This is a genomic window from Paenarthrobacter nicotinovorans, assembly GCF_021919345.1.
In the GTDB taxonomy this organism is placed as follows: Bacteria; Actinomycetota; Actinomycetes; order Actinomycetales; family Micrococcaceae; genus Arthrobacter; species Arthrobacter nicotinovorans.
Window position 1 is genome coordinate 2,024,539 of sequence record NZ_CP089293.1, and the last position, 11,291, is coordinate 2,035,829.

General features: G+C 62.9%; 13 protein-coding genes. 7 read left to right on the forward strand and 6 right to left on the reverse strand.

What is annotated here, in order from left to right; translation table 11 throughout:
- Nucleotides 1-4: 4 nt before the first annotated feature.
- On the forward strand, nucleotides 5-211 hold the full coding sequence (locus JMY29_RS09460; RefSeq protein ID WP_018779657.1) for a hypervirulence associated TUDOR domain-containing protein: 207 nt from the start codon (nucleotides 5-7) through the stop codon (nucleotides 209-211).
- A gap of 8 nt (nucleotides 212-219) precedes the next feature.
- Here the strand turns inward: JMY29_RS09460 and JMY29_RS09465 are convergent, their stop codons facing one another.
- Both JMY29_RS09465 and ligD read right to left on the reverse strand, forming a co-directional pair.
- The gene (locus tag JMY29_RS09465; protein ID WP_189075628.1) at nucleotides 220-1,422 is read right to left on the reverse strand and encodes a cation:proton antiporter; all 1,203 of its coding nucleotides are present in this window, start codon (nucleotides 1,420-1,422) and stop codon (nucleotides 220-222) included.
- 77 nt (nucleotides 1,423-1,499) lie between these two features.
- A complete protein-coding gene (gene ligD / locus JMY29_RS09470; RefSeq protein ID WP_018779655.1) occupies nucleotides 1,500-2,738 on the reverse strand; it encodes a non-homologous end-joining DNA ligase in 1,239 nt (412 codons plus the stop codon).
- A 166-nt stretch (nucleotides 2,739-2,904) separates the two neighbouring features.
- Here ligD and JMY29_RS20880 point away from each other — a divergent pair, with 166 nt between their 5' ends.
- The 3 genes from JMY29_RS20880 (at nucleotide 2,905) to JMY29_RS09480 (ending at nucleotide 5,353) form a co-directional block, all read left to right on the forward strand.
- On the forward strand, nucleotides 2,905-3,039 hold the full coding sequence (locus JMY29_RS20880) for a hypothetical protein (protein WP_267912674.1): 135 nt from the start codon (nucleotides 2,905-2,907) through the stop codon (nucleotides 3,037-3,039).
- A gap of 115 nt (nucleotides 3,040-3,154) precedes the next feature.
- Nucleotides 3,155-3,517, forward strand: a complete 363-nt coding sequence (locus tag JMY29_RS09475; protein WP_018779653.1) for a DUF3846 domain-containing protein — start codon at nucleotides 3,155-3,157, stop codon at nucleotides 3,515-3,517.
- A gap of 87 nt (nucleotides 3,518-3,604) precedes the next feature.
- Complete coding sequence (locus JMY29_RS09480; RefSeq protein ID WP_039241116.1) at nucleotides 3,605-5,353, forward strand: pyruvate dehydrogenase; 1,749 nt, start codon at nucleotides 3,605-3,607, stop codon at nucleotides 5,351-5,353.
- 1 nt (nucleotide 5,354) lies between these two features.
- Here the strand turns inward: JMY29_RS09480 and JMY29_RS09485 are convergent, their stop codons facing one another.
- The 3 genes from JMY29_RS09485 to arfB form a co-directional block, all read right to left on the reverse strand.
- Nucleotides 5,355-7,979 (reverse strand): excinuclease ABC subunit UvrA, encoded by a 2,625-nt coding sequence (locus JMY29_RS09485; protein WP_229778589.1) that lies wholly within the window; start codon nucleotides 7,977-7,979, stop codon nucleotides 5,355-5,357.
- Between the two features lie 80 nt (nucleotides 7,980-8,059).
- On the reverse strand, nucleotides 8,060-8,464 hold the full coding sequence (locus JMY29_RS09490) for a RidA family protein (RefSeq protein ID WP_018779650.1): 405 nt from the start codon (nucleotides 8,462-8,464) through the stop codon (nucleotides 8,060-8,062).
- Between the two features lie 47 nt (nucleotides 8,465-8,511).
- Nucleotides 8,512-8,931 (reverse strand): alternative ribosome rescue aminoacyl-tRNA hydrolase ArfB, encoded by a 420-nt coding sequence (gene arfB / locus JMY29_RS09495; RefSeq protein ID WP_189075626.1) that lies wholly within the window; start codon nucleotides 8,929-8,931, stop codon nucleotides 8,512-8,514.
- Between the two features lie 85 nt (nucleotides 8,932-9,016).
- On the opposite strand from arfB, the gene JMY29_RS09500 reads away from it, so the two are divergent.
- Both JMY29_RS09500 and JMY29_RS09505 read left to right on the forward strand, forming a co-directional pair.
- Nucleotides 9,017-9,412: a hypothetical protein gene (locus JMY29_RS09500; protein ID WP_039241123.1), complete on the forward strand. Its 396-nt coding sequence runs from the start codon at nucleotides 9,017-9,019 to the stop codon at nucleotides 9,410-9,412.
- Nucleotides 9,413-9,508: 96 nt separating this feature from the next.
- Nucleotides 9,509-10,132 carry a dihydrofolate reductase family protein gene (locus JMY29_RS09505; RefSeq protein WP_039241126.1) on the forward strand — a complete coding sequence of 208 codons (624 nt, stop codon included), beginning with the start codon at nucleotides 9,509-9,511 and terminating at the stop codon, nucleotides 10,130-10,132.
- Here JMY29_RS09505 and JMY29_RS09510 read toward each other — a convergent pair.
- Nucleotides 10,129-10,581 (reverse strand): hypothetical protein, encoded by a 453-nt coding sequence (locus JMY29_RS09510; RefSeq protein ID WP_189075625.1) that lies wholly within the window; start codon nucleotides 10,579-10,581, stop codon nucleotides 10,129-10,131. The two genes, JMY29_RS09505 and JMY29_RS09510, sit on opposite strands and share 4 nt — an antisense overlap.
- 226 nt (nucleotides 10,582-10,807) lie before the next feature.
- Here JMY29_RS09510 and JMY29_RS09515 point away from each other — a divergent pair, with 226 nt between their 5' ends.
- Entirely contained in the window at nucleotides 10,808-11,290 is a 483-nt protein-coding gene (locus tag JMY29_RS09515; protein WP_055976131.1) for a pyridoxamine 5'-phosphate oxidase family protein, read from the forward strand.
- The last annotated feature ends 1 nt before the right edge of the window (nucleotide 11,291 follow it).

Genomic DNA, 11,291 nt, shown 5'->3' on the forward strand with positions numbered 1-11,291 from the left:
TGACATGGCACTGAAAGCTGGAACCCACGTTGAGTGGAACACTCCCCAGGGCAAGACACACGGCAAAATCATTGAAAAGAAAACCAGCGACTTCCAGTTGGACGGCAACACCCACCGCGCCAGCGAAGACGAGCCGCAATACGTGGTGGAATCGGACAAAACCGGAGCGCGGGCGGCCCATAAGGGTTCCGCGCTCACCGAGGTGAAATAGCCCGACGGTCAGGGTTTCTCTTTCTCCGGGGCCGGCCGTGGCAATGAGGTGCCCTGAAGCTGGCGAAGAGCCAGCAACGGAAACAGCAGGACGGAGAGCATTCCTGCGCCGACCAACGCTGATGCGATGCCACTGGAGATCAGCTCGTGATCCCTGCCAATGGCCGTGACAGCCACGATGACCGGCAAACCCGTGGCACCAAAAAGAACGATCGCGCGCTTCGCGGCCGCCGTGGCGCCCACCGGCGCTGCCAGCACGCAGGGCAATCCACGGACCAGGAGGAGCAAGCCGAGAAACAACGGAACCATCGCCAAGGCCAGGGGACTCGACGTCAAGGAAGCCAGCTCGAAGTCAATGCCCGTGTCGATAAAGAAGACCGGGACCAGGAACCCGAAGGCGATCGCGTCGACTTTCCTCTCGATGACGGTCCGCTCCGCCTCCGGCGCCCGGGCGATGGCAACTTTCCACAGCACCCCCGCCGCGAAAGCCCCCAGCAACATGTCAAGACCCAGCAGCGTACTTAGGACCACCAGCAAGCTGAGGATAAGCATGATGGACCGTACGGCGAACTGTCCGCTGGTGTGGAGTGTCCGGGTGATGTGCGAATGGAACAGTACGTGCCGTGAGCGCGAGGCCAGGAATACCGCTGCTGCCGTCAGGAGAACGAATCCAAGAAGCACTGCGGATGCTGCTCCCAGCTGCCTGCCGCTGAAGAAGAGCGAGATGGCGACCAGAGGGCCAAACTCGCCCACGGCCCCCAAAGCGGTGACGGCGATGCCAGTCGGCGTCTTCGCCTGGCCGGCGTCCCGCAGGATGGGCAGCAGGGTGCCCAACGCGGTGGAACAGAGCGCGACGCCGATAATCACCGCCGGCTCGGCTGCGGACGTCAGAGCAAAGCCGGCAGCCACACCGGCCGCCAGGGAGATGACCCAGCCGGCGGAAGCCCGGCCAAGGGGACGGCCGCGTATCGCCCTGAAGTCGATTTCGTTGCCGGCGACGAAGAACAGCATGGCCAGCCCGAAGTCGGCCAAGGTATCAGTGAACTGGGTGGACTGGACCCAACCCAGCAGGCTGGGCCCGAGGAGCATGCCAAGGACGATCTCGAAAACCACGATTGGCACTTTCACCGCGCGCTCCACGAAGCGTGCGGCGAGGGGTGCTGCGACGGCCATGGCCGCGATGAGGACCAGGGACACGGACAAGCTTTGCATCACGGGTCCCTTCGATTTCCGGACCGCTTCGGGTGATGTTGGCGCACAGCTCTACTCCCACCGTGGGACGTGGCGTGTCAGGGTTTTCCGGGCCATTCCCGGCCGGCCCAGGGGTCGTAATCGGCAATAAGCTCCTGCTGTGGGGGGCGGTCCGGTTCCGGAACGTGCTGCAGGTTGACCCGGACCCGGTACCACAGGGAGCTCGATCCGCGCATGCCGTCGATCAGAACGTCTGCCGGATGCAGTTTGGGAACGACGCCTTCGTGAAGTTCCTTCCATTGCTCGAGGGCCTTAAGCGCTTCAGGCTTGGTCTTGGTCCGCGCTACCTCGATCAGAGGCATTGAGGATGTCCGTCGGCCGGAACCATCACCGGCACGCGGTGCCTTCTCAGCCGGGCCGAGTTCTGCGGCCAAGGCAAGCAGCCCGTCCAGCGAGCCGGCCGCGTCATCGATTCCGGAATGCGGATCACCTATCGCGGCGAATCGTTCCGGAACAGTTAGTACCGTGAACTGTTCCGGGCGCGCGGAGCGGACTTCATCCCAGGTGAGCGGCATGGAGACCCGGGCGTCGGGCCGCGACCGAATGGAGTAGGCGGATGCCACCGTGCGGTCCTTGGCATTTTGGTTGAAGTCCACGAAGACGCTCTCACCCCGTTCTTCCTTCCACCACCTTGCGGTGGCGAGCCCTGGCGCCCGGTTCTCCACCTCGCGTGCGAGGGTCTCGGCGGCCAACCGAACGTCCCTGAAGGTCCATCGGGGCGCAATCCGGACCAGGATGTGAAGTCCGCGTGAACCGCTTGTCTTGGGCCAGCCAACCAGCCCGACATCGCCGAGCACCTCACGCGCAACATACGCGGTGTCCACTATCTGCGACCAGTCCACCCCAGGCATGGGGTCGAGATCGACACGGAGTTCGTCGGGGTGTTCCAGGTCTTCTGCCCTGACCGGGTGCGGGTTGAGGTCCAGGCACCCCAGGTTGACCACCCACGCCAGGCCCGCGGCATCACGTATGACGGTCTCCTCCGCAGACGTCCCGGATGAATAGTGCAGCGTTGCAGTGTCGATGAAGCCGGGGTGGTTTTCCGGGACCCGTTTTTGGAAGAAAGGCTCCTCGTCAATGCCTTTTGGGAAGCGCTTCAGCACCATCGGCCTGCCGGCGGCCCCTCGGAGTGCACCTTCGGCAACGCCCAGGTAATAGCGGACAAGATCGAGCTTGCTCAACCCTGGCTCGCGAAAGACCACTTTGTCCGGGTTGGAGATACGGACTTCGGCGCCGCCAATGTCGAGTATCTCCGCCGGTGTCTTGGAGGGGCTCATGCGGTCACGCTAGCAATGAACATCGGATCCAACCAGAGCGCGGGGAAGGAAAAATCGAAACCTTGGCTGTCTGCTGCGTAGGGATAATCCGCGGACTGGCTTTAAAAATATAAGTAGGTATGGTGTTGTCATAAGCAAAGAACAAGGAGATGGAAAGGAGATGGAAATGTCCGGTAAATCACCCAATGGTGCAAAAATAAAAAAGCAGGGCAAGACCATTCTGGAAAAGCGTGCGGAAAAGCGGGCAAAGGCTGAAACAAGCGACACCGTCTTTTCCAAGCCCAGGAAAAACCAACGATAAGCCGTGCCGAGGCCGCCCACAATGGCGTGGGGCCTCGGCAGTTAGCAGGTGGCACCAACCCTCGGCGGGCTTCATAGAGAACAGTTACTGTCGCTTGGAATTGAGAGTTGCAGCAATGGAAAACCAGATTTTGCCAAAGATAGTTGCCTTGATTGTGCCTGCCCGCCTGGCTGAGCGGGTTCGCCTGGAGGAAATCGGACAAACAGTGGAAGCGTGCCAGTCAATCGTCGAAGGAAATTTTGAAGCAATAGACGGGCAAGGCTGGCATGTCCTTCTGAACGACCAGGCAATTCATATTCCTTTGCCCCTGAATCCGCGCGCAGAGGTCCTGATGCGTGAAGCGGGCACGTCCTTGGAAGACACCGTCAGCGGCAATGCCGTGTTCCTGGGACACGGAACCGGGGGATTGGAGGAGGACGTCCCCGACTACCTCGTGGGCCTGGCGGAGCGCCTGTTCGAGGTCCGGCTCGCGGCGTAGGCCGGACCTGCTCCCAGGCGTTGATGAGGCTGGCCGACTATATTGGCCATGTCAGCCCACCACCACAATTGAGGGAGCTTGCACAGCATGGCCAAAGAACTTGCCACCCAACTCATCGAACAACTCCAGGCTGCCGGCGTGCAGCGGATTTATGGAATCGTGGGCGACAGCCTCAATCCAATTGTTGACGCTGTCCGTCAGACAGGCGGCTCGAAAAACGGGGGCATTGACTGGATCCACGTCCGCCACGAGGAGGCGGCTGCATTTGCTGCTGCGGCTGAAGCCCAACTAACGGGAAAGCTGGCCGTCTGCGCAGGATCTTGTGGTCCAGGCAACCTTCACCTGATCAACGGCCTGTACGACGCCAACCGCACCGGCGCTCCGGTCCTGGCCATTGCGTCACATATTCCGAGCAGGCAGATTGGCAGCGGCTTCTTCCAGGAGACCCACCCGGACCGGCTCTTCAACGAGTGCTCCGTGTACTCCGAGCTCATCAGCACCCCCGAGCAAGCTCCACGTGTCATGCATAGCGCCATCCAGAATGCGGTTGGCCTGGGGGGAGTGGCCGTCGTGACGCTTCCCGGCGACATTGCAGATCTTGAGGCGGCAGCACCGACGCCCCTTCCGGCGACGTTCCGTCCCGCCAGTCTGGTGCCTGACCAGGCAAGTGTCCGAGAGCTGGCGGATGCCATTAACGACGCCGGAAAGGTGGCCATTTTCGCCGGAGCAGGCGTTGCGGGCGCCCACGACGAATTGATCTCACTGGCTGAGCTGATCAACGCGCCCATTGGGCACTCGTTGCGGGGCAAGGACTTTGTCCAGTACGACAACCCATTCGATATCGGCATGACGGGCTTGCTGGGTTACGGAGCTGCGGCGGAAGGCATCGAGGACGCGGATCTGTTGATCCTTCTCGGGACGGACTTCCCGTACGACCAGTTCCTTCCGGACACCCGGACAGCCCAAGTGGACCGGGCGGCGCAGCGCCTGGGGCGACGCACCGACGTCGACATTGCCGTTCACGGTGACGTGCTGCCCACCCTGAACGCCCTCCTGCCACTGGTCCGGCCCAAGAAGAACCGCCGCTTCCTCGACCAGATGCTCAAGAAGCACGATCGCCTGATGAACAAGGCGGTGGGGGCCTACACCCGCAAAGTGGAAAAGAAACAACCCATCCACCCGGAATATGCCGCTTCGCTCCTGGACCAGGTAGCGGCCGAAGACGCGGTTTTCACCGCCGATACCGGCATGTGCAACGTCTGGACGGCGCGCTACATCAATCCCCTGGGGACCCGTCGCCTCATCGGCTCCTACCTCCATGGGTCCATGGCCAACGCGCTTCCGCATGCCATCGGCGCCCAGGTGGCCTATCCGGAGCGACAGGTGGTGTCTGTCTCCGGTGACGGAGGCCTTTCAATGCTTCTCGGCGAGCTCGTGACCGTGGCCGCACACCAGTTGCCTGTGAAGGTGGTTGTGTTCAATAACTCCACCTTGGGCATGGTGAAGCTGGAGATGCTGGTGGATGGGCTGCCGGACTTCGGCGTGGATGTTCCCGACGCCAATTATGCCGCGGTGGCCAAGGCCCTGGGCTTCCACGCCGTGCGGGTCACGGACCCCGCCGACATTGAAGGTGCCTACCGCGCCGCGTTCGCCCATCCCGGGCCAGCCTTGGTGGAACTCATCACCGACCCCAATGCGCTGTCCATTCCGCCGAAGATTTCCGGATCCCAGGTCATTGGATTCGCCACGGCCATGTCCAAGGTGGTCCTGAACCGGGGCGCCGGAGAAGCCGTGAGCATGGCACGCAGCAATCTCCGGAACATTCCCCGGCGTTAGCCTACTGGCCCAGGGCGGCGGCGAGGTAGGGTGCCGTTCGTCCCGAAGTGGAACGCGCGACGACGGCCGGCGGCCCTGCGATCATGATCTCACCGCCGGCGTCGCCGCCCCCGGGGCCCAGGTCGATGACCCAGTCCGCCCCGGCCACCACGTCCATCTCGTGTTCGACCACCACTACCGTGTTGCCGGCATCGACCAGCCTGTGCAGCTGCGCCATCAAGAGTTGGACGTCGGCGGGATGCAGGCCGGTGGTGGGCTCATCCAACAGGTACAGGGTGTGGCCGCGTTGGACGCGTTGGAGCTCGGTGGCCAGTTTGATGCGTTGGGCTTCACCGCCGGAGAGTTCCGTTGCGGGCTGACCCAACCGCAGGTATCCCAAGCCAACTTCCTTGAGGGTCTGCAGGCTGCGGGACACGGACGGCAGATCGGACAAGAAGGCAGCTGCGGCATTGACGGTCATGCCCAGGACGTCGGCGATGTTCTTCCCACGGTAGGTGACCTCGAGTGTTTCGGGGTTGAACCGCGAACCGTGGCATTCCGGGCACGGGCCGTAACTGCCGGGGAGGAACAGGAGCTCCACTGCCACGAACCCTTCGCCTTGGCAGGTTTCGCAGCGGCCACCAGCTACGTTGAAAGAGAACCGGCCGGCTCCGAAGCCGCGGGCGCGTGCGTCGTCGGTGGCCGCGAATTCCTTCCGGACCCCATCGAACAGCCCGGTATAGGTGGCCAGGTTGGAACGCGGGGTCCGGCCGATTGGTTTTTGGTCGACCTGGACCAGCCGGTCGAGCTGGTGAAGGCCTAACACCAATGCCGGCGCGTCCGCGGCCCCGGCGTCCACGGCCAGGTTTTCGATGCCACCAGCACCGGCGTCGCCGGGTGACTCCGGATGGAGCCCGGCGCCCACCACGTCTGCGAGTACCCGGCTGACCAGGGTGGACTTCCCGGATCCCGAGACGCCCGTTACCGCCGTCATCACGCCCAGCGGGAAATCCACGTCCAGGTTCCGCAGATTGTGCCGGTGGACGTTCTTGAGCTGCAGCCAGTTGGTGGTTTCCCTGGCTGCCCGGGCTTCCTTTGCTTCCCGGGGCGTGTGTCCGGTCCCGGTGGCGACATGGCCGTCGTCGGCCGCTTCTTTGGCTCGGTCGCCGCTGGCGCCGTCAGGGAAAAGGAACGGGCGGGTGACGGAATCCGCCACAGCCTCCAGCCCCGCCACAGGGCCACTGTAAAGTATCTGGCCACCTCCTTCGCCGGCGTGCGGCCCCACGTCCACCAACCAGTCAGCGGCGCGAACGAAGTCCATGTTGTGTTCGACTACAAACACCGAATTACCGGAGCTTTTGAGCGTGTCCAGCACGGCGAGGAGCGGTTCGGCATCGGCCGGGTGGAGGCCTGCGGAGGGCTCGTCCAGGACGTAGATCACGCCGAAAAGGCCGGAGCGGAGCTGCGTGGCGATCCGGAGGCGTTGCATTTCGCCGGGGGAGAGGGTGGGCGTCGGACGGCCCAAGGCGAGGTACCCCAGGCCCAGGTCCAGCAGCACGGTGATGCGGTTGAGGAGATCGCGGGTTATGGCGATTGCTACCTCGTTGGTCTCGCCGGAGGTCTGGGTACGGGATGCTGTGCTGGCCGAGGTGGCCTCCGTGATGGGACGGATCAGACGGGCCAGTTCGGTCATGGGCAACGCGTTGAGTTCGGCGATGGTCTTGCCTACGAAAGTTACCGCCAACGCCTCCGGCCTGAGTCCGCTGCCTCCGCACATGGGACACCGTCCCGTCTCCATGAAACGAAGTACGCGGTCTCGCATGGTGCTGCTCTTGGAATCCGCGAGGGTGTGCAGGACGTAGCTTTTCGCGCTCCAGAAACGGCCCTTGTACGGCTTGGCCACACGATCCCTTTGCGGCGTCACTTCCACCACCGGTTGTTCGTCGGTGAAGAGGATCCAGTCGCGGTCCTTTTGGGGGAGCTTCTTCCACGGCGTATCGACGTCGTATCCCAAGTGGCTGAGGATGTCGCGGAGATTCTTGCCCTGCCAGGCTCCCGGCCACGCTGCGATGGCACCGTCCCTGATGCTCAGGGACGTATCAGGGACGAGGGATTCCTCGCTTACGGTGTGGGCCACGCCCAGGCCGTGGCATTCGGGGCACGCGCCGGCGGCCGTGTTCGGCGAGAAAGCGTCGGAGTCGAGCTGGCTTGCCCCTTCCGGGTACCTGCCTGCACGTGAGAAGAGCATCCGCAGCGAGTTGGACAGTGTTGTCAGCGTGCCGACGCTTGACCGGGCGGTTGCCGTTCCCCTGCGTTGTTGAAGCGCGACGGCGGGCGGCAGCCCCGTGATTGACTCAACCTTGGGGTTGTGGCCCTGTTGGATCAGGCGTCGGGCGTAGGGGGCGACGGATTCGAAATAGCGTCGCTGGGCCTCGGCGAAGATTGTGCCGAAAGCCAAGGAGGACTTTCCGGATCCCGACACTCCAGTGAAGGCCACGATAGCGTCGCGTGGAACATCGACGTCCACGTTGCGGAGGTTGTTCTCCTTGGCTCCGCGCACCTGGACGAAACCACCGTCAAGGTCGCCGGAGTTCAGGGGCGGTTGGGCGGCTTCGGTCCCGCTGGCGATTGTCAGTTTACTGTCCATTGGTACGACTCTATCGGCCTGATGGACTGTGTGGCCCATGCGGCCTGGGGCGCAGCCGGGGGCATAGCCGGCCGCCGGTCTTAGTCGCGCTCGATGGCGGCCACAGCGCTGATCTCAACCAAGGCGCCGGGTACACCCAGCCCGGCGACAAAGGCCGCGGTCACCAAGGGTGGTTCGTCTGAGGCAAGCCTGGACGCAATTGCCCCGTATCCTGCCGCGAGGTCGGCTCCTTCAACGAACAGGACATTCCACTGGATGACATCACCAAGGCTGGCACCTGCCGCTTGCAGGGCAGTTTCAGCATTGTCGAGGGCGTGCGCGGACTGGATGGCCGCGTCCCCTTCGCCAATGAGCCTTCCACTGGCGTCAACGGCGTTCTGCCCACCGATGTAGATGGTGGTCGCGCCCGGCGGAACCACGGCAACGTGGCTGAAGGCCGGGCTTGACACAAGCCCCTCGGGACGGATGCGCTGTATGGGTGCCATGACTGTATGGTCCCACCAGGATCCGTTCACCAACAGGGGAGTTCGCACTAATCTGCGGCAGGCCGCCGTCGTTGTTGCTTGGTTGCGGATCGGTGCTCTTTGGCCACCCGGTGACGGCGTGCCGAACCGCGGGTGGGCTTGGACGCACGCCGGACCGTCGCGGGAACCAATCCAGCCCTGATGAGCCCGGCCAGCTTGGCGAGCGCGAGCTCACGGTTCCGCAACTGTGATCTGTCCTCGGAAGCGGTCACGGTAACAGCGCCGGCCACGAGACGCTTTGCCAGGTTTTTGAGCAGTAACTGCCGCTGCTCGTCGGTCAAAGTAGCAGAAGCAGCAACATCCCACGTCAGCTCGGCCCTGGTGTCAGTGGTGTTGACGTGCTGGCCGCCCGGCCCTGAAGAACGCGAGAACCGCCAGCTCAGCTCCCACGAGGGAATCGTCAGGGATGGGGAGATTTCCAGGTCCATGGAACAAGCCTTGCACGTCTGCCCGGGGCCGGACTTCCACCCCGCCGAATACCCGATGTTCACTTGCCGCCTCTAGGATCGAGTCATGACCGGGCCCGTGGATTTTCTGGGCCCCATCCTGGAGATGATGACGTGGGTGGGGTTCGTCCCCGGCGTGCCCTTGCTGGTCTGGGCATGGATCATCGCCCGACGCCGGTGCACATGGGTCACTGCCGACGGCGAGCGGTTCGCTGCCGGAGGCTACCTGGGGCTGCAGTGGATGGACCAGGACCAGGAGGAGCGGAAGGTCCTGCTGGACGTTGCGGCCACGGAGGGCGGGGTTGATTCCGGTCCCGTGGTGGTTCACTACGATGCCTGCCATCCCTCACGGTGTTCGCTGGAGCCGCCGCGGTTCGACCATACAGTGTTGATCCTGGGGTGGATCCTCACGGGCATTGGAATTGTCAGCACGCTCGGAGGACTCGTGCTGGTGGCACTTTAGCGTTCCCCCTTGAACGGCTGTCCGGCGCTGGGCTAGCATTTGCGCGCGGGCTTTCGTTCGCGTGCTTTCGTTGACCGCCGTACCGGGAGGACTGCCATGAGCGATCAGACTGCAACCCTGCTGGTGGATCTGATTATTTCCCTGGACGGCTATGCCTCGGCCGAGGGGTGGCCGGGATGGTGGGGCCTTGAGGGTCCGGAATACCTTGCCTGGCTCGATGAAGAGGCCAAGAAGGACGTCACCACTCTCATGGGAGCGAATACCTACCGGCTCATGTCGGGCATGTCCGGGCAGGCGGGCGAGGCGGACTCCGGATTTTCCAAGGAAGAAGGCGACAGCCTGGCGGGCCTGGCGGCCGTTCCCAAGGTCATTTTCTCCTCCACCTTGAAAGAGCCCTTGGCCTGGCCGAATTCCGAACTCGTCTCCGGGGATGCCGTGGAAGCGGTAAGGGAAATGAAGCAGACGCGTACCGGCACCTTAAGCACCCTGGGCAGTTTGAGTCTGTGCAGATCCTTGCTGTCAGCCGGGTTGGTGGACAGATACCGTCTGGTGGTCTTCCCGGTGATCACTGGCAAGACCGGCCGCGAGCGGATCTACGACGGGTACCCGGATGTTGCTTTGGACATGGTGGAGAGCCGGACGTTTGATGGCCGGCTTCAAATGTTGGAGTACGTTCCCCGCGTTATCGATACTCCACTCGGCAGAGGTGGTGGAGGCTAACCGACCTGCCGGGCATCCAGTTCGCTGAACAAAGGCCTTAAGGACTCGGCGTAGTGGTCCATGGTCTCCGGGAATGTCATCAGGCGCAGGCCTGAGAGAGCCCCGGCGACCGGACTGGCCGGCGCTTCGAAAGCGCTGTGGCGTCCTGTCGGCGCCTTTGTGCAGAGAACGGGTTCGGCAGTCACTCCGCGTGAAGTCAGAATCGCGATGCCCCATGGGTCGTTGGGCTCGGCAACAGAGATGCCGGCGTTGTCGAAGGTGTCTCGGAGGACATATCGCGTGACCGTCCGCCATGATTGCAGAAACGGGGACTGGAGCTGCTCTATGAGTTCTTCATCGTTGGCGCTGTAGGCGTCCATGAGGGCTGTCGACAAGGCGTCCCATTCCTCGGCGTCCCGGACCATCAGGTGCGCGGCACGGAGGTGGGCAATGGTTTCATTCAACATCATGGCAGTCCCCAAACTTCCTCGTACGATGTTCGCCCGATGCCGGGCAGGCTTGCGGTCGGCACGCCTCTTATCAACAGAACGGATGGGGCGCCGTCATGATTCCCAAGAAGTCCCCTTCCTTGTTCTCCGTGCCGGCTTTTACACGGCCGCCTAGTAAATAAGGAAACTTACTAATAGGCTGCACGAGTGGGGAAAGTCCCCGGAGGAAAAGGAAGTGAAGCGGAATATGACTGAAGAGCAGGGCATCAGCAAAGTCACCGGCATCATCAACGATTCCAGGATCGGGATGTTGACCACCATCAATGAAGAAGGCGCATTGGTCAGCCGGCCGCTGGCTGTCCAGGACGTCAAGGACGACGGCGACATGTGGTTCTTCACAGGACTGGGCACCTCCCAGGTTGCCCACATACGCCGGGATTCCCGCGTCAACGTTTCCTTCGGCAAGAATACGGAGTGGGTCTCCGTCGCCGGAACTGCCGAGGTTGTCACGGACCGCGCAAAAATCCATGAGCTCTGGAACCAGGTTGTGGAGGCGTGGTTCCCTGACGGCCCTGACACTCCCGAGGTTTGCCTCCTGCACGTGGATTCAGATTCCGCTGAATACTGGACCAGCCCCGGTGGTACCGCAGCCACGGTACTCCAGTGGGTCAAGTCCAAAGTAACCAACTCACGCTTCAGCGTGGGCGAAAGTGACACCGTGGAACTGTGAG